22 protein-coding genes and 1 pseudogene are annotated in these 22,722 nt (G+C 72.2%); 12 read left to right on the top strand and 11 right to left on the bottom strand.

The features are described 5' to 3' along the window. Positions 1-44 precede the first annotated feature (44 nt). Together ACFWFI_RS07055 and ACFWFI_RS07060 are read left to right on the top strand one after the other, a co-directional pair. A complete protein-coding gene (locus ACFWFI_RS07055) occupies positions 45-896 on the top strand; it encodes a patatin-like phospholipase family protein (RefSeq protein WP_387386506.1) in 852 nt (283 codons plus the stop codon). 40 nt (positions 897-936) lie between these two features. Next, entirely contained in the window at positions 937-1,782 is an 846-nt protein-coding gene (locus ACFWFI_RS07060; protein ID WP_387386508.1) for a spermidine synthase, read from the top strand. Here the strand turns inward: ACFWFI_RS07060 and ACFWFI_RS07065 are convergent. Together ACFWFI_RS07065 and ACFWFI_RS07070 are read right to left on the bottom strand one after the other, a co-directional pair. Further along, positions 1,744-3,054, bottom strand: a complete 1,311-nt coding sequence (locus ACFWFI_RS07065) for an MFS transporter (protein WP_387386510.1) — start codon at positions 3,052-3,054, stop codon at positions 1,744-1,746. The two genes, ACFWFI_RS07060 and ACFWFI_RS07065, sit on opposite strands and share 39 nt — an antisense overlap. Positions 3,055-3,121: 67 nt before the next feature. Then, a complete protein-coding gene (locus tag ACFWFI_RS07070) occupies positions 3,122-4,162 on the bottom strand; it encodes a hypothetical protein (protein WP_387386512.1) in 1,041 nt (346 codons plus the stop codon). A 110-nt stretch (positions 4,163-4,272) separates the two neighbouring features. Between ACFWFI_RS07070 and ACFWFI_RS07075 the strand changes: the two genes are divergently transcribed. After that, the gene (locus ACFWFI_RS07075) at positions 4,273-4,710 is read left to right on the top strand and encodes a DUF4442 domain-containing protein (protein ID WP_387386638.1); all 438 of its coding nucleotides are present in this window, start codon (positions 4,273-4,275) and stop codon (positions 4,708-4,710) included. Between the two features lie 128 nt (positions 4,711-4,838). Then, positions 4,839-5,501 carry a DedA family protein gene (locus ACFWFI_RS07080; RefSeq protein WP_387386514.1) on the top strand — a complete coding sequence of 221 codons (663 nt, stop codon included), beginning with the start codon at positions 4,839-4,841 and terminating at the stop codon, positions 5,499-5,501. 83 nt (positions 5,502-5,584) lie between these two features. Here the strand turns inward: ACFWFI_RS07080 and ACFWFI_RS07085 are convergent, their stop codons facing one another. Next, positions 5,585-6,118: a gamma carbonic anhydrase family protein gene (locus ACFWFI_RS07085; protein ID WP_387386517.1), complete on the bottom strand. Its 534-nt coding sequence runs from the start codon at positions 6,116-6,118 to the stop codon at positions 5,585-5,587. A 148-nt stretch (positions 6,119-6,266) separates the two neighbouring features. Between ACFWFI_RS07085 and ACFWFI_RS07090 the strand changes: the two genes are divergently transcribed. Beyond that, a complete protein-coding gene (locus ACFWFI_RS07090) occupies positions 6,267-7,019 on the top strand; it encodes an acyltransferase (protein ID WP_387386641.1) in 753 nt (250 codons plus the stop codon). Positions 7,020-7,079: 60 nt separating this feature from the next. Here the strand turns inward: ACFWFI_RS07090 and ACFWFI_RS07095 are convergent, their stop codons facing one another. Next, entirely contained in the window at positions 7,080-7,946 is an 867-nt protein-coding gene (locus ACFWFI_RS07095; protein WP_387386519.1) for an EamA family transporter, read from the bottom strand. Between the two features lie 93 nt (positions 7,947-8,039). Here ACFWFI_RS07095 and ACFWFI_RS07100 point away from each other — a divergent pair, with 93 nt between their 5' ends. Further along, positions 8,040-8,624, top strand: a complete 585-nt coding sequence (locus tag ACFWFI_RS07100; RefSeq protein WP_387386522.1) for a helix-turn-helix domain-containing protein — start codon at positions 8,040-8,042, stop codon at positions 8,622-8,624. Positions 8,625-8,656: 32 nt separating this feature from the next. Next, positions 8,657-9,211: a YbaK/EbsC family protein gene (locus tag ACFWFI_RS07105; protein ID WP_387386524.1), complete on the top strand. Its 555-nt coding sequence runs from the start codon at positions 8,657-8,659 to the stop codon at positions 9,209-9,211. A gap of 56 nt (positions 9,212-9,267) precedes the next feature. Here the strand turns inward: ACFWFI_RS07105 and ACFWFI_RS07110 are convergent, their stop codons facing one another. Then, entirely contained in the window at positions 9,268-10,074 is an 807-nt protein-coding gene (locus ACFWFI_RS07110; RefSeq protein ID WP_387386526.1) for an AAC(3) family N-acetyltransferase, read from the bottom strand. 114 nt (positions 10,075-10,188) lie between these two features. Next, positions 10,189-10,605: a CoA-binding protein gene (locus tag ACFWFI_RS07115; protein ID WP_387386529.1), complete on the bottom strand. Its 417-nt coding sequence runs from the start codon at positions 10,603-10,605 to the stop codon at positions 10,189-10,191. An 82-nt stretch (positions 10,606-10,687) separates the two neighbouring features. Here ACFWFI_RS07115 and ACFWFI_RS07120 point away from each other — a divergent pair, with 82 nt between their 5' ends. The 3 genes from ACFWFI_RS07120 (at position 10,688) to ACFWFI_RS07130 (ending at position 15,669) form a co-directional block, all read left to right on the top strand. Continuing rightward, positions 10,688-11,314 (top strand): YigZ family protein, encoded by a 627-nt coding sequence (locus tag ACFWFI_RS07120; RefSeq protein WP_387386531.1) that lies wholly within the window; start codon positions 10,688-10,690, stop codon positions 11,312-11,314. Positions 11,315-11,452: 138 nt separating this feature from the next. Then, entirely contained in the window at positions 11,453-12,619 is a 1,167-nt protein-coding gene (locus ACFWFI_RS07125; protein WP_387386533.1) for an exonuclease SbcCD subunit D, read from the top strand. Continuing rightward, positions 12,616-15,669, top strand: a complete 3,054-nt coding sequence (locus ACFWFI_RS07130) for an AAA family ATPase (protein ID WP_387386535.1) — start codon at positions 12,616-12,618, stop codon at positions 15,667-15,669. Before ACFWFI_RS07125 ends, ACFWFI_RS07130 begins: the two co-directional genes overlap by 4 nt. Here ACFWFI_RS07130 and ACFWFI_RS07135 read toward each other — a convergent pair. Further along, positions 15,659-16,105 (bottom strand): Lrp/AsnC family transcriptional regulator, encoded by a 447-nt coding sequence (locus ACFWFI_RS07135; protein WP_387386537.1) that lies wholly within the window; start codon positions 16,103-16,105, stop codon positions 15,659-15,661. The genes ACFWFI_RS07130 and ACFWFI_RS07135 overlap by 11 nt on opposite strands. Positions 16,106-16,199: 94 nt before the next feature. Here ACFWFI_RS07135 and ACFWFI_RS07140 point away from each other — a divergent pair, with 94 nt between their 5' ends. Next, positions 16,200-16,685: a rhodanese-like domain-containing protein gene (locus tag ACFWFI_RS07140; protein ID WP_387386540.1), complete on the top strand. Its 486-nt coding sequence runs from the start codon at positions 16,200-16,202 to the stop codon at positions 16,683-16,685. Positions 16,686-16,763: 78 nt separating this feature from the next. On the opposite strand, the gene ACFWFI_RS07145 is transcribed toward ACFWFI_RS07140, so the two are convergent. The 3 genes from ACFWFI_RS07145 to ACFWFI_RS07155 form a co-directional block, all read right to left on the bottom strand. Then, positions 16,764-17,633, bottom strand: coding sequence for an ATP-grasp domain-containing protein (locus ACFWFI_RS07145; RefSeq protein WP_387386542.1), 870 nt, complete (start codon positions 17,631-17,633; stop codon positions 16,764-16,766). A gap of 89 nt (positions 17,634-17,722) precedes the next feature. Next, positions 17,723-19,408, bottom strand: coding sequence for a DUF885 domain-containing protein (locus ACFWFI_RS07150; protein WP_387386545.1), 1,686 nt, complete (start codon positions 19,406-19,408; stop codon positions 17,723-17,725). A gap of 69 nt (positions 19,409-19,477) precedes the next feature. Continuing rightward, positions 19,478-20,008, bottom strand: a complete 531-nt coding sequence (locus ACFWFI_RS07155) for an Lrp/AsnC family transcriptional regulator (RefSeq protein WP_387386548.1) — start codon at positions 20,006-20,008, stop codon at positions 19,478-19,480. Positions 20,009-20,067: 59 nt separating this feature from the next. Here ACFWFI_RS07155 and ACFWFI_RS07160 point away from each other — a divergent pair, with 59 nt between their 5' ends. Beyond that, positions 20,068-21,360, top strand: a complete 1,293-nt coding sequence (locus ACFWFI_RS07160) for a trans-sulfuration enzyme family protein (RefSeq protein ID WP_387386550.1) — start codon at positions 20,068-20,070, stop codon at positions 21,358-21,360. On the opposite strand, the pseudogene ACFWFI_RS07165 reads toward ACFWFI_RS07160, so the two are convergent. After that, positions 21,332-22,678 (bottom strand): annotated as a pseudogene (locus ACFWFI_RS07165) (GNAT family N-acetyltransferase); the annotation flags it as partial. The gene ACFWFI_RS07160 and the pseudogene ACFWFI_RS07165 sit on opposite strands and share 29 nt — an antisense overlap. Positions 22,679-22,722: the final 44 nt, after the last annotated feature.

Consider the following 22,722-nt stretch of genomic DNA (forward strand, 5'->3'; position numbering starts at 1 on the left):
ACCCCGGGGAGGCGGGCCGCGCCTTGTGCGGCAGACTGGGGGCCATGGCAGACACAGCTCTCGTACTGGGTGCCGGAGGCGTCACCGGCACCGCATGGGAAAGCGGCATCCTGCACGGGCTCGCCAAGGCGGGCGTCGACCTCTCCACCGCCGATCTGATCGTCGGGAGCTCGGCGGGTGCCATCGTCGGGGCGCAGCTCGCCTTCGGACCCGCGGGCGTCGGCGACCTCTACGAGCGGCAGCTCGCCGCCCCGGAGGACGCGAACGGGGCGGCCGGCCGTCTCGGCCCCGTCACCATCCTGCGCTACGCGAGAGCGGTCCTTTCCTCCAGTACGCCGGACGAGTACGGCCGCAAGCTGGGCGCGCTGGCCCGCGACAGCCGGCCCGCGGCGACCGCGGCCGAACGGCGGGAGATGATCGCGAGTTGGCTTCCGTCGCCCGAATGGCCGGAACGGCACCTGCTGGTCACCGCCGTCGACGCGTCCACCGGCGCGCTGCACACCTTCGACAGGACGGGCACCGTCGCGCTCGCCGACGCGGTCACCGCCAGCTGCGCGGTCCCCGTGGTCTGGCCCGTGGTCAGCGCCGGAGGCGGGAGCTGGATCGACGGGGGCGTGCACTCCCCGGCCAACGCCCAGCTCGCCGCCGGCTACGAACGCGTGATCGTGATCGCACCCACCGCGAGCGGCAACAAGGTGATCGTCTCCCCCCGCGCGCAGGCCGCCGAACTGGAGGCCGCGGGTGCCCGCGTCGAGGTCATCACCCCGGACGCCGGTACCCGGAAGGCGATCGGCCGCAACTCCCTGGACCCCGCGCGCCGTGCCGCGGCAGCCAGGGCCGGACTCGCCCAGTCCGCGGCCCACACCGAAGCGGTCGCCGCGGTGTGGAACGGCTGACCCGGCGGGAGGAGGGCCCGGAGCCCGTCACAATGGGGGAGTGAACGAGCCGATACCCGTCATCCGCGACACCGACTGCGGCACCGCCAGGCTGCTGCCCGACGTCGACCGGGAGCGGGCCTGGCTGCTCACGGTCGACGGAGCCCCGCAGTCGTACGTCGATCTCGACGAGCCGGAGCACCTCGAATTCGAGTACGTACGACGGCTCGGCCACGTCGTGGACCTTGCGGGAGCCCCGGGTGCGCCGCTGGACTCGGTGCATCTCGGTGGCGGCGCGCTCACGCTCCCCCGCTACGTCGCGGCGACCCGGCCCGGCTCGCGGCAGGATGTTGCCGAGGCGGACCGGGGGCTCGCCGAGCTGGTCGCCGAGCATCTGCCGCTGCCCGAGGGTGCCGGCATCACGGTGCACGGCACCGATGCCCGGGGCTGGATCGAGGAGGCGCCGGAAGATTCCGCCGATCTCCTCATCGCCGACGTCTTCGGCGGCGCACGGGTGCCGGCGCACCTCACCTCCGTCGAGTACGCGCGGGCCGCCGGGCGGGTCCTGCGGAGGGACGGCGTCTACGCGGCCAACCTGGCCGACAGCGCTCCCTTCACCTTCCTGCGGTCGCAACTGGCCAACTTCGCCGCGGTGTTCGACGACCTCGCCCTGATCGCCGAACCGGCCGTCCTGCGCGGCCGGCGCTTCGGCAACGCCGTGCTGCTCGCCTCGCGGAACCCTCTCGACCTCGCACGGCTCACCAGGCTGTGCGCCGCCGACGCGTTCCCCGCGCGGGTCGAGCACGGTGCGGCGCTCACCCGGCTCATCGGCGGTGCGAAGCCGGTGCGGGACAGTGAGGCCGTGGCCTCACCCGAGCCCCCCGACGGGGCTTTCAGCATCGGCTGACTCGCGGGACGGCTCCGGCACGCTGATCTTCTTCACCGAGCTGCGGCGCGTCAGATTCCGTACATCCGGGACGAGCAGCACGCCAGCCGTCACCAGCACGATCAGGGCGGCGCAGCCCCACAGGGCCTCGCTGCGGCCGACGAGCGTCTCCACCGGGCCGGCCGCCGCCGTGGCCAGCGGCACCATGGCGACCGAGCCGAACCAGTCGTACGCCGCGACCCGGGACAGCTTCTCCTCCGGGATCTCCTGGTGGAGGGCCGTCATCCAGGAGACCCCGAACACCTCGATGGCGACCCCGGTCACGAACATCACCGCGCAGAGGCCCGCCACCGGCAGCGGGATCGCGAGCCCCGCGGACGGCAGGGCCAGCGGGAACACGCAGAGCGTCCCGGCCAGCAGCAGCCGCCGGGGTTTCCATCGCATCATCAGCAGCGCCCCGCCCAGCGTGCCGACGCCGAACGCCGCGAGAGCGAAGCCCCAGGGGCGGGCGCCCCCGAGTTCGTCCCTCGCCACCAGCGGTCCGTACACCGCCTCGGCGGCCCCGACGACGGCCACGACCACGGAGAACTGCAGCACGACGGCCCAGAGCCAGGGACGCCCGGCGACCTCCTGCCAGCCCTCCCGAAGATCGGCGAGCAGCCCGCCGCCCGGTGCGCGCGCGGGGATGTGGCTCACGTCCAGGAAGGCGCGGAGCGCACCGGCCACGGCGAACGCGGCCGCGTCGACCGCCAGCACCCAGCCCGGGTCCATTGCCGCGATCATGGCGCCGCCGAGCGCCGCGCCACCGATGGCCGCGCCGTGCATCGACATCCGGAAGAAGGCGAAGGCGCGGGCCGCCTGTTCGCCATTGACGCTGGACATCAGCATGCCCTCGGCGGCCGGACCGAAGAAGGCCTGCCCGGTACCGCAGAGCGCAGTCAGCAGCATCATGTGCCACAGCTGGGCGTCGCCGGTCAGTACCAGCCAGGCGAACACCGCCTGCGAGACACAGTTGAGGGTGTTCGCGGCCACCATCACCCGGTGGCGCGGCAGCCGGTCCGCGACGGCGCCGCCGATCAGCAGGAACAGCACCAGAGGCGCCGTACGCGCGGCGGCGACCAGCCCGACGTCGCCGCCGTCGCCGCCCGACTCCAGAACCGCGAACGCCGCCGCGATCAGCGCGCCGTTGGTACCCAGGCTCGTGATGATCGCGGCGGCGGTCAGCAGACCGAAATTGCGGCCCGCCGGCAGGGAGCGCGGGGTGGGGGAGGGGGAGGACGAGGCGGAAGTCACCAAGGGACTATCCCCGCCCCGGCCCCCTCCCGCCAAATGGGCGGTCCCGGCCGTGCGCGCCGGAGGCTCAGGAAGCGGTCTCCGCGCTCTCCGCCAGGCGCACCGTGCTGAGGATCTTCTGGATGGTGGCGTCCGGGAGTTCGTCGGCGACACCGGCGTTGGCGTAGAGGATCCAGGACGAGTACTCGTCCTTGGCGTTCTTGAAGGTGAACGCGATCGACTTGCCGTCGGTGTCGCACTTGTTCTTGTTGGCCAGCCCGGTGGCGGTGGCCGTGACGACGCTGCCCGAGAGGCCCGACTTGGTCGTGTACGGCGCGGGCTTGCCGATCTTGACCTTCTCCTTCGGGTCCTCCTGCGCGTAGGCGGCCCAGACCCAGTTGGCAGCCTCGTTCGTGGCTGCCTCGTCGGTGTTCTTGGCACCCTGGGCGCCCTTGGTGCCGACACCGGCCAGGCCGGTGTCCTCCTGCTTGCCGTCCTTGTCCGTGTCGTCGCTGCACCACTTGCTCTTCAGGTGCGCGGGAGCGGAGAAGCCGACCGCCGGCGGGCCCGTGGGGTCCTTCACGTCCTCGAAGCCCGAGATCACACCGGTGCCGGCGATCTCCCAGTCACCGGGCACGTCGAACTGCGTGCCCCACTTGGGGTTGGTCACGACCTTCCAGCCCGGAATCGTGGGCGCGGCGTCCTCGCCGCCCCGCGGGTTCGCCGCGGGGGAGGACGCGGCGTCGGACGCCTTCGCGGTCGGCGAAGAGGACGCCTTGTCGTCGGCCACGTCCGAGCCGCCCTTGTCGTCCTTGTTCATGACGACGACACCGGTGACGACCGCGGCGATGACGACCGCGGTCGCCGCGAGGACGGCGACGATCGTCGTCTTCTTCTTGTCGTCCGGCTGCGGGCCGCCCGGCCCGCCCGGTACGGCGTACTGCGGCACGGTGGGCTGCTGGTACGGGTTGGGCTGCGGGTAACCCGGCTGCTGCCCTGGCTGACCCTGCTGCTGATATCCCGGCTGCTGATAGGGATTCGGCTGTTGGTACCCCGGCTGCTGGTACGGGTTCTGATTCTGGTCCTGCGGGTTCTGCTCGCCCCCGGGCGGCTGCTGTCCTGGCCACATGGCCAGTAACCATAGAGGGGAGGGGCGCCCTCTGCTACGGGCGCCCCTGTGAGGGGATGGTCAAAGACTGCTACTCACAAGTAACATCCCCCGTCATGAGCACTGAAGAGATGACAGTCGGCGACATCCTGTCCGCGAGCGTCCCGATGGTCCGGACCCTCGGCATCGAATACCTGGAGACGACCGCTGAGCGCGCTGTCCTCTCGCTCCCCGACCGCGCCGAATATCACAATCACCTCGGCGGACCCCACGCCGGAGCGATGTTCACACTCGCCGAGTCGGCGAGCGGCGCGATCGTCGTCGCCGCGTTCGGCGACCAGATGGCACGGGCCGTTCCGCTGCCCGTCACCACGGAGATGGCCTTCAAGAAGGTGGCCATGGGCGAACTCACCGCCACCGCGGTCCTGGGCCGCCCGGCCTCGGAGGTCGTCGCGGAACTGGACGAGGGGAAGCGTCCGGAGTTTCCCGTGAGCGTCGAGATCCGGCGCGCCGACGGCGCCGTGACCAGCGAGATGAGCGTGGTCTGGACGCTGCGTCCGAACCGCTGACCGCCGACCGGCCCCCCGCGCCCCGGTCGGGGAGCCGCGGCGCCCGCTCCGCCCGTCCGGCCCGGTAGGCTGCCCGCCGTGCACCACCCGTGGTGCGCGGCGGCAGATTTCTTACGGGAGGACCGGCGATGCACGTCCAGGAGTGGCTCGAGACCGTACCGGCGGTCAGCATTTACCTCCTGGTGGGGGTCGTCATCGGGCTGGAGAGTCTGGGTATCCCGCTGCCCGGCGAGATCGTCCTCGTGAGTTCGGCGCTCCTCGCCTCCCAGCACGGCGACATCGACCCCGTGGTGCTCGGTGCCTGTGCGTCGGCCGGAGCGATCATCGGTGACTCGATCGGCTACGCCATCGGCCGCAGGGGAGGGCGCCCACTGCTCGCGTGGCTCGGCGGGAAGTTCCCCAAGCACTTCGGGGCTCCCCAGATCGCACTGGCGGAGCGGTCGTTCGAGAAGTGGGGCATGTGGGCGGTCTTCTTCGGCCGCTTCGTCGCACTGCTCCGGATCTTCGCGGGGCCGCTGGCCGGTGTGCTGCGCATGCCGTACTGGAAGTTCCTGATCGCCAATGTGCTCGGCGGAATCGTCTGGGCCGGCGGCACCACAGCCGTCATCTACTCGGTGGGCGTCGTCGCCGAGGCATGGCTCAAGCGCTTCTCGTGGCTGGGGCTGCTCGCCGCCGTGCTGATCGGCGTGATCTCGATGCTGGTGCTGAAGAACCGGGCCAAGAAGGCCGCGGAACAGGCCGACCTCCCGGTTCCGGCGCCCGAGCCGGACGCGGTCCGCGCGGCCGACTGATCCGAAACGGCCCGCGGGCGAGGCCGGCCCCGCACGTGGGGGACCGCACTCGCCCGGGGCCGCTCCGGCCCCGCCCGCGGCTGTCAGCCCTGCCGGTGCGCCTCGCGGTGGGCCTTCGCCAGCTCCACGTAGCCGGCCGCGTTGAAGGCAATGCCCTCACGTTCCTCGGCGGTCAGCTCCCGCTTGACCTTGGCGGGCACACCGGCGACGAGGGAGCCCGGCGGCACCCGCATCCCCTGCGGCACGAGGGCCTGCGCCGCGATCAGTGAACCCGCACCGATGTGCGCGCCGTTGAGCACAGTGGCGCCCATGCCGACCAGGACGTCGTCCTCGATGACGCAGCCGTGCAGTACGGCGTTGTGCCCGACCGACACCCTGGCGCCCACCGTCAGCGGGAAGCCGGGGTCGGTGTGCACGCTGCAGTTGTCCTGGATGTTGCTGTCGGGGCCCAGGGAGATCGGGCCGCCGTCGCCGCGCAGCACGGCGTGGTACCAGACACTGGAGCCCGCGGCCATCGACACCTCGCCGATGACGACGGAGGTCGGTGCGAGGAAGGCGTCCGGGTCGATGTCCGGCTCCTTGCCGCCGATGCCGGTGACCAATGCCTGCTCTGCCATCGCCTGCTCCTCCGGTGGGGTGTGGTGCGCTCGGCGCCCCGTGCTCCGCACGAACCGTAATGGACGGTCCCGGCGCCCCGGACAGGTGGGGTGAATGTCACAGCCCGTCGCGCGGATCCGCTCCGGCCGGGCCGACTACCGTGAGCGGGTGCCGAAGAACCGGAACTTGTTCTCCTCCCTGGCCCTTTGGCGGCGTGGTGTCACGTCCCGCGCCGTCCACCGCGTCTGGGCGTGGGCGCAGGAGACCGGAGCGGTCACCGCACAGCACCCCGGGCGGCTGCGGTTCAGTCGTATCGGCACGGGAACCCGGCTCGCCTTCCCGCAGGGCACGGTCTTCGGAGAGCCGTGGATCGAGCTGGGCGACCACTGCATCATCGGTGAACAGGTGACGCTCACGGCCGGCCTGATGCCCGATCTGGATCTGGGATCCGAGCCCATCCTGACCCTGGGCAACGGTGTGGTGCTGGGCCGGGGCAGCCATGTCATCGCCGACACCTCCGTGTCGATCGGCTCGGACACGTACTGCGGTCCGTACGTCTACATCACCTCCACCAACCACAGTTACGACGATCCCCACGAGCCGGTCGGCAAGCAGTGGCCGCGCATGGAGCCGGTCGTCATCGGACCCGGGTGCTGGATCGGCACCGGAGCGGTGATCCTTCCGGGGGCCAGGCTCGGCCGCAACGTGGTGGTCGCGGCGGGAGCCGTCGTACGCGGCGAGGTCCCCGACCACGCGGTGGTGGCGGGGGCGCCCGCCCGAACGGTGCGGAGCTGGGATCCCGAGAAGGGCTGGCAGCCGCCGCTGCGTACCCCCGCGCCGATTCCGATCCCCGACGGGGTCACGTCCGAGCAGCTGGCCGCCGTGGCGCTGCTGCTGGAAGACCCGGTCGAAGGGGCCTGACATCTTCGGTCCGGCGCGTATCGGGCCCTGTGGAATGGGCCCGCCGGTTCGCGGGGCCCCTCAGCCGGTCGCCAGCAGGAGCGTTCCGAGCAGGGCCAGGCCCGCGCCCGCCGCCTGGACCCCACGGAGCCGCTCACCCAGAACGCCTCGCGCCGCCAGCGCCGTCACCACGGGATACAGCGAGGCGAGGACGGCGGCCACGGTGACCGGGCCGTGCTGGGCGGCGATCGAGTAGGTGCCGTTGGCCGCGACATCGGCGAGTCCGACGAAGGCGAGTGCGGGCAGGGCGGCCCGTACGACGTCCATCCCGCCCTCCTCGGGCAGCGCGCGGCCGCCGCGGCGCACGGAGACGTACAGTGCCGTTCCGCCGACCGCGATGTTCGTGACCCGCTGGACGAAGAGAGCGAGGAAGAGACCGGTCACGGTCGTGGACGCCTCCGCGATCAGTGCCATCACCGCTCCGAAGCCGAAAGCGGCCAACAGGGTCAGTACGACCGCCTGGCGCTGCACGGGCGCGCCGCGCAGCTGCGGACCTCCGGCCAGGACGACCCCCGCGACGGCGACCGCCACTCCGGCGAACTGGAGCAGCCCGGGACGCTCGCCGACGAGCAGGCCCACTCCCACCGGGACCGCCACTCCGAGGGAGCCGAGCGGGGAGACCACGCCCATCGGACCCAGTGCCAGCGCCTTGTAGAAGCTCAGCATCGCGACCGGGCCGACGGCCCCGGCCGCGACGGCGAACCAGAGCCGGCCCCCGGCCTCGCTCCAGGCGCCGGTCGCGATCACGACGATCCCGAGGACGGTGGCGGCGATGCACTGCGACACGACCACCACGGTGAGAGCGGGCGTGCGCCGGGTCAGCAGTCCGCCCCCGAAATCGGCCAACCCCCACAGCAGGCTCGTGGCCAGGGCGAACAGTGCTGTCATCGGGTGCCTCGCAGTACAGTGCGGTGGTCGGGTGGGTGCACCACACCGTAGTGCAGTATTTTCGACTATGTCATCCAGGATATTGGACGGAATGTGTCTGACCTCGATCAGCTCACCCAGTCGCTCGCGCGTAACCTCAAGCGCTGGCGGGGTGAGCGCGGTTTCACCCTGGACGCTCTCGCGGCCCGAGCGGGGGTCAGTCGCGGCATGATCATCCAGATCGAGCAGGCGCGTACGAACCCGAGCGTCGGCACCACCGTCAAGCTCGCCGACGCGCTGGGCGTCAGCATCACCACGCTGCTCGACTACGAGCAGGGATCTCAGGTGCGACTGGTGCCCGAGAGCCAGGCGGTGCGCATGTGGTCGACGGAGGCCGGCAGCTCGACCACGCTGCTGGTCGGCACGGAGGCAGGCGGACCGATCGAGCTCTGGTCCTGGCATCTGATGCCCGGCGACAGCAGCGCCTCCGACCCGCACCCCGAAGGAACGGTGGAACTCCTCCACGTCACGGCGGGTGAACTGACCCTGATCGTCGACGGCGAGGCGCACGCGGTGCCCGCCGGCACCTCCGCGACGTTCGAGGCCCATGTGCCGCACAGCTACCGCAACGACGGCTCCGAGCCCGCCGACCTGACCATGGCCGTATCGATCCCACCGGTTCGCAGGGAAGGCAAGTGAGTGGTTCGCGAGGCGCTGTTAGCGTGGGCGGCATGCGCGCGCCCCTGGGTACCTTCAGCGATGTCTCTCCCGCCGCCGACCGGCTGGACCTGCTCACACCGCCCGTCGCGAAGGCGATCGCGGCCGGCTGGGGCGGCATCCCCGCCGAGTCGGTCGTCTACGTCGACACCGACCCCGAGATCGCGGACACGGCTGTGTTCGTCGAGCACTACGGCGCCGAACTGCTCGATGAGTCGGCCAACTGCGTCGTGGTGGCCGGCAAGCGGGGCGGCGACACCACCCTGGCCGCGTGCGTGGTCCTCTCGCGTACCCGCGTCGACGTGAACGGGGCGGTGCGCAAGCACCTCGGGACCCGTAAGGCATCGTTCGCCCCGATGGACGTGGCGGTCGGCGAGACCGGCATGGAGTACGGCGGGATCACGCCGATCGGCCTCCCGGCTGCCTGGCCCCTCCTGGTCGACCCCGCGGTGGCGGACGCGGAATGGGTCCTGATCGGCAGCGGCCGCCGCCGCGGCAAGCTGATCGTCCCGGGCAAGGCGCTGGCGGCGCTGCCGGGAGCGGTCCTGCTGGAGGGCCTCGGGGTCTGAGAGGGCCAGACGCGATCCGCGACGGCGGGTGTGTGAGGAGCACCGGGCCGGAAGGCTCAACAGTCGCTGGTCCGGCGGTCCTCGAACCATTCCGCGGCGAAGTCCACGGCCGTACGGAGGGGGAAGAGATGGCTGCGCGCCGCCCCCACCTGGCCGGTGCTGACCGCTCCGGTCCGTGCACGGACGAATTCGTCCCCGAGGCCGGCGAAGTCGCTGTCGTCCAGAGCGATGTCCTCGTACTCCCACCAGCGGCGTCCGTCCTCCGACGCCACCACGCAGCGGTAGAGGCGGCGGGGCGGGGCGGGGCGGCGGTACTCCGCGAGGTGGAAGGCGGTGCAGCTGTCGAAGCCCGTGCCCAGCAGCAGGACCTGCGCATCGGCCTCGTACAGCCGGGCGAGGGGGGAGTCCTCGCCCAGGTGGCAGTCCTGCCGGTGGCCGGCGAGCAGCTTCGCGGCCGCTTGGCCGAGCGCGGCGAACGAGGTCTGCGGGTGGCCGCTGCGCTGTGCGCCCGGAGACAGCCGAACCGTCTCGGCGAGCGCGCCCATCGTGGGTGCGGGAGAGGCCGCCGGGTCGAACGCGGGCATCGCCGCACGCACCGCCGCACCGGCCTCGTCGCTCAGGCCGCGGACGCGGTCCAGGTAGGCGCGCGAGGTGTCGGAATTCTCCGGGGTGAAGGCAGGGACGACCAGCGTCCCCTCCGGGCCCAGAGCCCGGCGCAGCGCACGGGCCATGTCCCCTGCGTCCCCGCCCGCGGCGCGCATCGAGGCGTGCACCAGCAGGACACCACCGCGCCGCACGCCGAGCTCGTACAGCTGGGCGGTGCGTTCACCACCGAGGAGGAGATGCTGTGTCACGGCGGACATTCTCCCCGCCCGGGGCCTTCCGCGACACCACGCCTTCCGAGCGGCGGCCGCCGCGAGTGCCGAAGGGTGCTTCGGGCAGCGGGCAGCGGGCTGCGGGCACGCGGGAGTCAGCGGTCAGCGGAGAGGGCTCAGGCGGGGTATCTCGATCGCCGGGCACCGGTCCATCACCATGGCGAGGCCCGCCGCGCGCGTGCGCTCGTAGGCCTCCTCGTCGATCACGCCGAGCTGGAACCAGACCGCCTTCGCGCCGGCCGCCACCGCCTCGTCGGCGACACCGCCCGCCAGGTCGCTGTTGACGAAGACATCCACCACGTCGACGGGGAAGGGTATGTCCGCCAGCGAGGCGTATCCCTGTTCGCCGTGGACCGGCTCCGCCTTGGGGTGGACGGGCACCACCTTCTTGCCGAAGCGCTTGAGGACCTCGGCCACCCCGTAGGCCGCGCGGGACCGGTTGGTGGACAGGCCGACCACCGCCCACGTGTCGCCCGTGTCCCGGAGGATCCTGCGAACCGTCTCATCGTCTGCGTACATGCCCGGACAACGGACGGCCCCGCCCGGCCATTCCCCACGGGAGGGTGAAAGTACCGGGCGGACCGGCGCATAGGGTGGACGGATGCAGGAGCAGTACCGGACAGTCGCCGACGCGGGCGTGCACGAGACCGAGGTCAGCCGATCGCGTTTCCTCTGCGCGCTCGCCCCCGCCGCCACCGAGCAGGAGGCGCAGGAGTTCGTCGCGCGCGTCCGCAAGGAGCACCCCACCGCCAACCACAACTGCTTCGCCTACGTCATCGGCGCCGATGCCTCCGTGCAGAAGGCCAGTGACGACGGGGAGCCCGGCGGGACGGCGGGCGTCCCCATGCTGCAGATGCTCATGCGGCGCGAGGTGCGGTACGCCGTCGCCGTCGTCACGCGCTACTTCGGCGGTGTGAAGCTCGGTGCGGGCGGACTGATCCGGGCGTACGGAGGGGCGGTCGGCGAAGCGCTCGACGCGTTGGGCACCACCACCCGCCGCCGGTTCCGCCTCGCCACCGTCACCGTCGACCACCAGCGTGCGGGCAAGCTGGAGAACGATCTGCGCGCCACGGGTGTGGCCGTCCACGAGGTGACCTACACGGAGGCGGTGACCATCGCGATCGGACTGCCGGACGCCGACGTCGACGGCTTCAGGGCCTGGCTGGCGGACGCCACCGCAGGCTCCGCGACGCTCGAACTCGGTGGCGAGGCGTACGGGGATGTCTGAGCCGGACGAGGGATCCGGCGCCGCGCCGCATCAGCGTGGTCGGTCCGGCCGCGGAGCGCGGCCGGGCGGATGCCGGACCAGCTGCGCGGCGCGGTGGAGGAAGAGGAACATGCAGGTCGGAGCGGTCGGAGTGATGTCGTGAGGATTCTGCACACCTCGGACTGGCACCTGGGGCGGTCGTTCCACCGCGTTTCGATGCTCGACGCCCAGGCGGCCTTCCTCGACCACCTCGTCGAGACGGTGCGGGAGCACTCCGTCGACGTGGTCGTGGTGGCGGGCGACGTCTACGACAGGGCTGTTCCGCCGCTGTCGGCCGTCCAGCTCTTCGACGACGCTCTGCACCGGCTCGCCGCCGCCGGAGTACCGACCGTCATGATCTCCGGGAACCACGACTCGGCCCGCAGGCTGGGCGTCGGCGCCGGGCTGATCGCGCGGGCCGGGATCCATCTGCGTACCGACCCCGGTGACTGCGCCACTCCGGTCATGCTGCACGATCCCCACGGTGACGTGGCGTTCTACGGACTGCCCTATCTCGAGCCGGCCCTCGTCAAGGACAGCCTGGGCGCCGCGAAGGCGGGGCACGAAGCCGTCCTCACGGCGGCGATGGACCGGGTGAGGGCCGATCTCGCCACCCGGCCCGACGGCACCCGGTCCGTGGTCCTGGCTCATGCGTTCGTGGCGGGCGGTGAAGTCAGCGACAGTGAACGCGACATCACGGTCGGCGGTGTCGCCGCCGTCCCCGCGGGAGTCTTCGACGGTGTCGACTACGCGGCGCTCGGTCACCTGCACGGCTGTCAGAAGGTCACGGAACGCGTGCGTTACTCGGGCTCGCCGCTCGCGTACTCCTTCTCCGAGCACGCCCACCGCAAGACGATGTGGCTGATCGACCTCGCCCCCGGCGGAGAGCTCGTCGCCGAACGCGTCGACTGCCCGGCGCCGCGCCCGCTCACGCGGCTCCGCGGCCGCCTCGGCACGCTGCTCGACGACCCGGCCCTCGAACGGCACCGGGAATCCTGGGTGGAAGCCACCCTCACCGACCCCGCGCGGCCGGACGAGCCGATGGCCCGACTGCTCGAGCGCTTCCCGCACACCCTCAGCCTCGTGTTCGACCCCGAGCGGGCCCCTCAGGACCCCCTCGCGTCGTACGCGCAGCGGCTCGAGGGGCGTGACGACCAGCAGGTGGCGGAGGATTTCGTGGCCCATGTACGCGGCGGCAGCGGACCCAGTGAGCAGGAACGTACGGTGCTGCGTGCCGCCTTCGACGACGTGCGGGTCGGCGACGGAGTCGGCGAGGTGTCCCGTTGAGGCTCCACAAGCTCACCCTGACCGCGTTCGGCCCCTTCGGCGCCACTCAGGAAGTCGACTTCGACGCACTGTCCTCGGCCGGGATCTTCCTGCTGCACGGCCCCACCGGCGCGGGCAAGACCTCCGTGCTCGACGCGGTCTGCTACGGCCTGTACGGGGCGGTGCCCGGCGCCCGGCAGAGCCCCGGCACCTCCCTGCGCAGTGACCACGCCCCGGTGGACCGGCCGACAGAGGTGTGCCTGGAGTTGACCGTCGGAGGGCGCCGCCTGGAAGTCACCAGGCGACCCGCCCAGCCCCGCCCGAAGAAGAGGGGCGGCGGCTTCACGACCGAGAAGGCGCAGAGCTGGCTGCGCGAGTACGACCCCGAGCACGGCTGGAAGGCCCTGAGCCGCTCCCACCAGGAGATCGGTGAGGAGATCGGCGGGCTCATCGGGATGAGCCGGGATCAGTTCTGCCAAGTGGTGCTGCTGCCGCAGGGAGACTTCGCACGGTTCCTGCGCGCCGACGCGGAGGCACGCGGCAAACTGCTCGGCCGGCTCTTCGACACCCGCCGTTTCGCGGCCGTCGAGGAGCGTCTGGCCGAACTGCGACGGGCGGCCGAAGCGCGGGTCAGGGCTGGGGACGAGCAGATCCTCGCCCTGGCCCAGCGCATCGCGCAGGCGGCCGGTCCGGCGGCGGACGAGGTGGCGCCGCCGGAGGAGCGGCCCGGTGAGCCCGGTCTTGCCGAGGGGGTCCTGCGATGGGCCGCCGTCGCGCGCAGTGGTGCCCGCGAACGGCTCGACATCGCCCAGTGCGTCCTGGCCGGGGCCGAGGACCGGAACGCCGCCGCGCGCCACGCATTCGAGGCCGAGCGTGAACTCGCCCGGCTTCAGCAGCGGTACGAGGAGAGCCGTCGCCGTGCCGCAGGGCTGGAGGACCGCCGCGCGGAGCGCGACCGCTGCCACGAACAACTGGCCCGCGCGCGCAAGGCGGACCTGGTCGCCCCGGCGCTCGACCTGCGCGACGAGGCCGAGCGGGCCCACCGCACGGCACTCGCGGCATGTGAGCGGTCCCGCGCCGGCCTGCCGTCCGAACTGGCCGAGGCAGGCCCCGAGCAGTTGGCCGGAAGGGAACGCGGACTCCGGGCGGAGCTGGGCGCGCTCGACGCCGCACGCCGCGCCGAGCGGCGCAGCAGGGAGATCGACGCCGAACGGTCCGGTCTGGAAAGGCAGTCCCGTTCGGACGACGAACTGCTCCAGGACGCGGCGCAATGGCTGGCCGGCTGGGACACCACCCACCGGAGCCTCAGGGAACGCATCGAGACGGCGCAGGACGCCGCGACCCGCGCGGAACAGCTGGCCGGCCGGCTCGCCCCCGCGCGCAGGAGGCTTGAGGCGGCACGCCGGCGTGACTCTCTCGGCGCGCAGGAGGAGACGGCGGCGGTGGCCCTGACCGCCGCGCGTGAGAGCGCGGTGGACGCGCACGAGAAGTGGCTGGCGCTGCGGGAGCAGCGGCTGCGCGGCATCGCGGCGGAACTGGCCGGTCAGCTCGTCGACGGGGTGGCCTGCACGGTGTGCGGCTCGGCCGAGCACCCGGAGCCGGCCCGCGCGGAGGCGGGGCATGTGGACCGGGCCACGGAGGAGGCGGCGCTCGCCGCCCACCAGCGGGCCGACCGGGTCCGTGCGGAGGCGGAGGGCGAGCTCGGGGTCCTGCGTGAACGCCTTGCGGCGGCGCGGGCGGACGCGGCGGCTCCGGAGGAGGGAACCGGCGCACCCGGGTCGACGGACCGGGCTCCCGTTTCCGTGGCCGAACTGCGGTCGGTCGTGGACCGCTTGACCCGGGAGCACACGGACGCGCACCGCTCGGCCGCGGGAACGCATGCGGCCAGGGAAGCCCTCGCCGCCGCCGAGCGTGAGCACCTCGGCCGGCTCGACGACCGGCAGCAGGCGGAGCGGCGTACCGCTGCCCGTACCTCGCAGCGGGAAGCGCTCGACCGTGAGCAGGCGGCGCTGGAGGCCGAGTTGGTCAAGGCCCGTGGTGCCTGCGCCTCCGTGGCCGAGCACGCGGGGCTGCTGGAGCGCCGTGCCGGACTGCTGGCCGACGCCGCCGAGGCGCTCCGCGCCGAGCAAGGGGCGGCCGAGCGTCTCAAGGAGGCCGACGGCAGGCTTGCCGACGCGGCGTTCCGGGCCGGATTCGACACGCCGCAGGCTGCCGCCGCGAAGATCCTCGGCGACACCGCGCAGCGGGAGCTCCAGCACCGCATCGACGCCTGGCAGACGGAGGCCGCCACGGTCGCCGACCGTCTCGCCGAGGAGGACGCCAAGGCCGCCGCCGGCCGGCCGGCCGCCACGCCGGACGCGGCGCAGGCGGCGTACGACCTGTCGGCGAAGGCGCTGCGCGGCAGCGCCGCCTCGCACGCCGCTGCTCAGGAGCGCGGCGCGGAGCTCGGCCGGCTCTCACGCCGCGCCGAGGAGGAGGTGCGATCCCTGGGGCCACTGCGGCAGGAGTACGAAAGGGTGGCCCGTCTCGCAGGGCTGACCGCGGGCACCTCGGCGGACAACGAGCGCAAGATGCGGCTGGAGGCGTACGTACTGGCGGCCCGCCTCGAACAGGTGGCCGCCGCGGCGACCGCCCGACTCCAGCGGATGTCGTCGGGCCGCTACACGCTGGTCCACTCCGACGACCGCAGCGGGGCCCGCAGGGCGGGGCTCGGCCTGCACGTCGTCGACTCCTGGACGGGCCGGGAGCGCGACACGGCGACCCTGTCCGGCGGAGAGACCTTCTTCGCCTCGCTCGCCCTGGCTCTCGGCCTCGCCGATGTGGTGACGGACGAGGCGGGCGGCGCCCGTCTGGACACGCTCTTCATCGACGAGGGCTTCGGCAGCCTGGACGAACAGACGCTGGACGAGGTGCTCGACGTCCTGGACTCGCTGCGGGAGCGTGACCGCAGTGTCGGCATTGTCAGCCACGTGGGCGACCTGCGCCGACGCATCCCCGCCCAGCTCGAGGTGGTGAAGGAGCGGCACGGGTCGGCCGTGGTCCACCGGGCTGCCGGCACGCTCAGCGGCTGATCGCCCGACGGGGGAGGGGCGAGGAGTACACGATGCTGGTGGTCACGGAGCCGAGGGTGCCGATCCTCCCCGTGACCTCCTCCAGATGGCGCATCGACCTGGCGGTCACCTTCAGGACGAAGCAGTCGTCCCCGGTCACATGGTGGGCCTCCACGATCTCCGGTGTGGAGTCCGTCAGATCGTGGAACGGCTTGTAGTTGCCGTTCGGGTAGCGCAGTCGTACGAGGGCGAGGATCGGCAGACCCAGCCGTTCCGGGTCCACCACCGCGGTGTATCCGCTGATCACTCCCAGCTCCTCGAGACGGCGTACTCGCTCGGTGACGGCGCTGGGGGACATCGCCACGGCGCGGGCCAGCTCGGCGAAGGTCGCGCGTCCGTCGCGTTGCAGGACGTCGAGGATGCGCCAGTCCGTGGCGTCCGGGGAATACTCGGTCATGGGCGCCAGACAACAGGGGAATCCCCTGGGGATCAAGCGATGTGCCGGGGATCACTGCTTCCGGCGATCGTGGACCGGCCGTAGATTTCTGGTCATGACCTCACAGACGCTCACCAGCGGCAACCCCGTCCTCCGCGTACCGCCCGCCTCCCCGGCAGCCGCTGCCGCGTATTTCGGTGCCTCGCTCGCGTTCCACGCGGACGTGTCCGATGTGGCCGCCGCCCTGGAGGCCGGCGGTGACCCCGGATTCGTCGTACTCGACTCCCGCTCCACCGCGTCCTGGGACCAGGGGCACGTCCCCGGCGCGGTGCACCTGCCGACCGCCCTCATGGCGGAGCAGGCGGCCGGGCTGCTCGACCCGGCCGTCCCGGTGGTCACGTACTGCTGGGGACCGGGCTGCGACGGAGGGGCCCGGGCCGCTCTGGCACTTGCCGAACTCGGCTACCAGGTCAAGGAGATGCTCGGTGGATTCGAATACTGGGTACGCGAGGGATTCGCCTTCGAGACCTGGGAGGGACCGGAGCGGCGCACCGCCGACCCGCTCACCGCGCCCGTGGACGCAGAGGACTGCGGCTGCTGAACGGGCGGCGCCCCACGGATCGTCTCCGGGTCGGAACGGGCGCCCAGGCGAGCGAGGGGGAGCAGCCGCCCGGCGGGCTCAGGGCACGAGGAGCGCGCGGAACAGGCCCTCGCCGTCGTCGTCGGCGGGCAGGCCGCTGACCTGACCGTCACCGACCTCCACCACCCGCCACACCCCGTCCTCCCGGAGCGCCATGTCGGTGGTCACCCACCGGCAGCCGAGGGCGCGCACGGCCTCGCCGACGGTGTCGAGGCCCGGCGCAGGCAGCCGGCCGGGCGTGTCCGGATGAGCTGTCACCCGCGCGACTTCGCCGTCCACCCACCACACCCGTGCCTCACCGCCCGGCACGAACGGCTCGTACGCCCGCAGCACCACTCCGCCGGCCAGGAAGTCCCCCTGCAGTTCGAGGAATCGGCCGACGACGGTGGCGAGCCGGTCCGTATCCCTCAGCTCCGGCACGAAGCACGCCTCATGCCATTCGTGCTTACGGGACTTCACGAAGTCCTTGACGATGCCGGGGCCGGACCCGAGAGCCCCGGCGAGGCCGGACCAGACGCCGGGATCCGGCTGAACCTCTCCGGCGGGCAGGGAGCGCCAGACACTGCGCGGGGTGAGCTCGGTGAACGACTCGTACCAGCCGGGGAGTTCATGGGCGGTGCGGTATGCGGAGGCGTCGGTGAGCAGGGAGCAGCCTCGGGCGACGAGGGCGCGCTCCAGTTCCGCGTAACGAGCGGGCGGAATCATCCAGCCGCGGTACCAGTACGGCCCCGAGTCCCGCCGCACCCGGCCGACAGCGGTCTCCGGATCTCCGGCGAGAAGCGCGTCGTGATCGATCATGACGGTCTGCGCACCGACGCGCCGTGCTGCGGACTCCTCCTGGGCGAACAGAGGATCGGGGCGCCGCGGCCGCAGCGGGTCGCGGCAGAACAGGAAGCCGGGCGGAGTCATGCGGGGATCGTCCTTCGGACCGTCGGCGGGGGAGAGGGAGGAGCGGGCCGGGCGCCGGTGATCGCGCACCGGCCCCGGCCCCGCCGCGATCAGAGCCTGGACAGCTCGTCCACCAGGTCGTCCAGGCCGAGCGACCCCTGCGAAAGGGCCGCCATGTGCCAGGCCTTGAGGTCGAACGCGTCGCCGTGGGCCTTCCGGGCGTTCTCCCGGCCCAGCAGCCAGGCCCGCTCGCCCAGCTTGTAGCCGATCGCCTGTCCCGGCATCGACAGATAGCGGGTCAACTCGCTCTCCACGAAGTCGGCCGGCCGGCCGCTGTGGCTGCCGAAGAACTCCTCGGCCAGAGCCGGGGTCCACCGCTCACCCGGATGGAACGGCGAGTCCGCGGGGATCTCCAGCTCCAGATGCATGCCGATGTCGACGATCACCCGGCAGGCACGCATCATCTGCGCGTCCAGGTAGCCGAGGCGGCGCTCCGCGTCGGGCAGGAAGCCCAGTTCGTCCATGAGCCGCTCGGCGTACAGCGCCCAGCCCTCGGCGTTGGCGCTGACCTGGCCGACCGACGCCTGGTAGCGCGAGAGGCTGTCGGCGACGTGCGTCCACTGCGCGATCTGCAGGTGGTGGCCCGGTACGCCCTCGTGGTACCAGGTGGACACCAGGTCGTAGACGGGGAAGCGGGTCTCGCCCATGGTGGGGAGCCAGGTGCGGCCGGGCCGGGAGAAGTCCTCCGAGGGGCCGGTGTAGTACGGAGCGGCGGCGCCTCCCGCGGGAGCGATCCGGGACTCCACCTTCCTTACGCGTTCGGCGAGTTCGAAGTGGGTGCCGTCGAGCGCCTCGATGGCCTCGTCCATCAGGCTCTGCAGCCAGACCCGGACCTCTTCCACGCCCTCGATGTGCTTGCCGTGCACATCGAGATGGGCGAGCGCCTCCCAAGGGCCAGCGCCCGGGAGGATCTTGTCCGCCTCGGTCTTCATCTCGGCCAGCAGCCGGTGGTATTCGGACCAGCCGTACGCGTACGCCTCGTCGAGATCCAGATCCGTGCCGTTGAACAGGCGCGACCAGCGGGCGTAGCGTTCGCGGCCGACGGTGTCCGGAGCGCCCTCGATCGCGGGGGCGTACACCTCCTTCATCCAGTCCCGCAGCGCGACCAGCGCCCCGGCGGCCTGCCCGGCGGCGTCGTCAAGCTCCGTGCGCAGTGATGCGGGCCCCTCGGCCACGAAGTCCTGGAAGAAGCCCGGGCCGTCCTCCCCCGCCCAGGTCCCCAGCTGACCGATGAACGTCGCGGCCGGGCGCGGGCCGCCGTACAGCTTGCGCTCCAGACCGAGCGCGAGCGAGGCGCGATACCCCTCCAGCGCGGCCGGTACCGCGCGCAGGCGGTCCACGATCGCGGCCCAGTCCTCGTCCGTCGCCGTCGGCGTCGCCGAGAACACATCACGGAGACTGTGGGCCGGGGAGTGGATGTTGGAAACGGCCCGCAGCCCCTCCTCGGCCTCATGGACGGCTAGTTCGGCCGTCAGGCGTTCCCGCAGCAGCCGTGCGCAACGCCTTTCCTCGTCGGCGTCCGCGCCCGGCAGCTGCTCCGCGGCGTCGAGTTCCACGAGGGTGCTGCGGATGAGAGCGGCCATGGCGTCCTGGCCGGCGGGCGAGAAATCGGGCAGCCGACGGGAGCTTTCCGCTACACCGAGGTATGTACCGGTGATCGGGTCGAGTTCGATGTATGCGTCGACGTAGGCGTCGGCGACCTGGCGCGGCAGTGCGCTGCTCGATGTGTCTGACATGTGGACATCCTCTTACGCCGAAGGCCTTCACGTCACGGGGGAACAGGACTTCGGCCGGGCGAGGACCGGTTATGTCGCGGAGGAACCGCGACGCGCCTCCGGGACGACGGATGGATTCCGCACGTCCGCCGTTGGCGGCATCAACGGACCGCATTCCCACTGCTGGAAGATCAGCCGGGTCTCCACGCGTGCCACCTCACGGCGTGAGGTGAATTCGTCCAGCACCAGGCGCTGCAGATCCGTCGGGTCGGCGACCGCCACATGCACCAGGTAGTCGTCGGGTCCGGTGAGGTGGAAGAACGCCCGGGACTCCGGGAGCGCCCTGATCCGTTCGACGAACGGACCGATGAGCTCCCGGCGGTGCGGTCGGACCTGGACCAGCAGGAGCGCTTCGAGACCGCGGCCGAGCCGCGCCGGATCGAGCCGTAGCCGGTGCCCGAGAATCACACCGGACCGGCGCAGCCGTGCCACGCGGTCCAGACACGTGGACGGGGCCACTCCGACTTCGGCGGCGAGCTCCCGGTACGTCGTCCGCGCATCGTTCTGCAGGAGGCGCAGAATATGGAGATCGACCGGATCCAGAGCGACGGATTCAGACATCGGGCGAACGTAGCACGGCATCCGGGCACCATCGGCCGGTCACTGTTCAGGCTGGTGACATGGACACCGAAGCCACCTCGCTGGCATCCCAGCCCTCCTTCCGGTCCAGAGCGCTCGCCACCGAAGCCGTGCACGCCGGACGCGACGATCTCGCCTCTCTCGGTCTGCACGCCGCGCCGATCGATCTGTCCACCACCTATCCCTCGTACGACTCCCGGGGCGAGGCCGAGCGCATCGACGCCTTCGCCGCCACCGGAGCCAGGCCCGACGGCCCGCCCGTGTACGCACGGCTGGACAACCCGACGACGGCACGCTTCGAAACGGCACTGGCCCGGCTCGAAGGCGCCGGGAGCGCAGTCGCCTTCGCCAGCGGAATGGCGGCGCTCACCGCCGTCCTGCTGGCCCGCGCGAGCCTGGGGCTGCGCCACGTGGTCGCGGTGCGTCCGCTCTACGGCTGCAGCGACCACCTTCTGAGCGCAGGGCTGCTGGGCACCGAGGTGACCTGGACGGATCCGGCGGGCATCGCCGAAGCGATACGCCCGGACACCGGACTGGTGATGGTCGAGACGCCCGCCAACCCGACGCTGGCAGAGATCGACATCCGGGCCGTGGCCCACTCCTGCGGCTCCGTGCCGCTCCTCGTCGACAACACCTTCGCCACGCCCGTGCTGCAGCGGCCGCTCGAACAGGGCGCCCGGATCGTGCTGCACAGCGCCACCAAATACCTGGGCGGTCACGGCGATGTGATGGGCGGCGTCGTCGCCTGCGACGAGGAGTTCGCCGCGACCCTGCGGCAGGTGCGGTTCGCCACCGGGGGCGTACTGCACCCCATGGCCGGCTATCTGCTGCTGCGCGGGCTGGCCACGCTGCCCGTACGGATCCGGGCCGCGTCGGCCGCCGCGGCGGAACTGGCCCGGAGGCTCTCCGCCGATCCCCGTGTCGCGCGGGTCCACTACCCCGAGGTGGGTGGCGCGATGGTGTCCTTCGAGGTGTTCGGCGATCCGCACCGGATCATCGCGGGAGTCCGGCTGATCACGCCGGCCGTCAGCCTCGGCAGCGTCGACACGCTCATCCAGCATCCGGCCTCCATCAGCCACCGCATCGTGGGTGAGGGAGACCGGAGGGCCGCGGGTGTCGGTGACCGGCTGCTGCGTATGTCGGTCGGCCTCGAGGATGTCGAGGACCTCTGGGCGGATCTGTGTCAGGCGCTCAGCGACGGAGGTGCTGTTCCGCCTGCTCGGTCCGGGGGAGCGGCTCGGTCCGGGGGAGCGGTCGGGACGACGACGCTGCCCCCGACCGGGTCACCGCTTCCGTCATCGGCTGCGCGAACTGCTGGGCGGGAGCCGCGGTGAGCCGGGCGGTGACGACCAGGGTGCCCTCCTCGATCTGGTAGTCGAGAGGCAGCGCGAGTGCCCGCATGGCGGCCACCATCCCCGTGTTGTGGGCCTGTGTCACCGCGTACACGCTCTCGCAGCCCGCCTCGACGGCCAGGGCCACCAGCCGGCCGAGCAGCTCGGAACCGATACCGCGGCGCTGCCAGTCGTCCTCGACGAGGAGGGCGACCTCGGTCTCGTCCCCGTCCCAGAGCAGATGGCCGAGCGCCACCAGCCGGCCGGAGGCCGTCTGCACGGCGAGTGTGCGGCCGAAGCGGGGGCTCAGCAGGTGGTCCAGATAGCGGTCGGCGTCACGGACAGGACCGTGATAGCGCAGACCGAGGGTCTGCTCGGAGCAGCGGCCGTGCATGGCCAGGGCCGCGTCGAGATCGCCGCGGTCCGCGCGGCGCACGGTGATCTCGTTGCCCTCCGGCAGGGTGAGGACGTCCTCGCTGCGCGGTACGCGCGGGCCCAGGCGTGCGTCGAGCTCGACCAGGGCCCGGGCGCGGGCGAACTCCGTCGGGGTGAAGGGGAGGTAGGGACGCTCGACGGTGATGACACCGCCCGAGGGATCCCGCAGCCTCATCACGGTGTCCTCCAGGACGCCTTCCACCGGGGCGCTCTCCCCGGTGGGACGGCCGGTGATCGACAGGGCCGGCAGCGAGTGGATCGTGCACCGGCCCAGGAGCTGGCGCAGAGCCAGCGGGAGCTCGGCCGCGTCCAGCGCTGTCCGGGTGGCCAGGCCGAGGACCCGGGTGGGTGTGTCCACCAGGTCGTGAGCGTCCGCGCGCTCGATCCAGGTGGCGGACCCGCCGGCGGCGGAGATCTCCCGGGTGAGCTGCTGGGCCGGCAGCGCCGCCGGCGCACGCAGCAGGAACTCGTCGACCGTGCCCTCGGCCAGCGGGTGGGTCTGCAGGGTGAGGATGTCGATCCGGTGGCGGGCAAGGGCGATGCAGAGGGCTGCCAGGGTGCCGGGGGCGTCCCGCACGGTCGTCCGCATCCGCCACAGCACCGTTTCGACGGCCTCGTCGGCGCCGGCGGAGGGGATGTCCGCATCGGCGCCGGTATCGGTGTCCGGGGGCGGTGCGTGGCTGTGCCGCCGTGCCCACCAGGTGTGGAAGGCGGCCGTGGCGACCAGGGCCACGGCCGAGGCCACGAGCAGATAGGGGCCGTCGGGCTGGTGCCCGATCAGGTTGGCGATCGCGTCGGCCACGGCGACCGCCGTGAAGAGCGCGGCCAGCTCGATCAGGTCCCGCCGCCAGTGGTGCGGACGGCGGGCACTCTTCGCGGATGTCACATCAGTCATGTCTTCACTGTGACCGAACGGTGTTGCCTGGTCAC

This window comes from Streptomyces sp. NPDC060209 (assembly GCF_042728155.1).
In the GTDB taxonomy this organism is placed as follows: Bacteria; Actinomycetota; Actinomycetes; order Streptomycetales; family Streptomycetaceae; genus Streptomyces.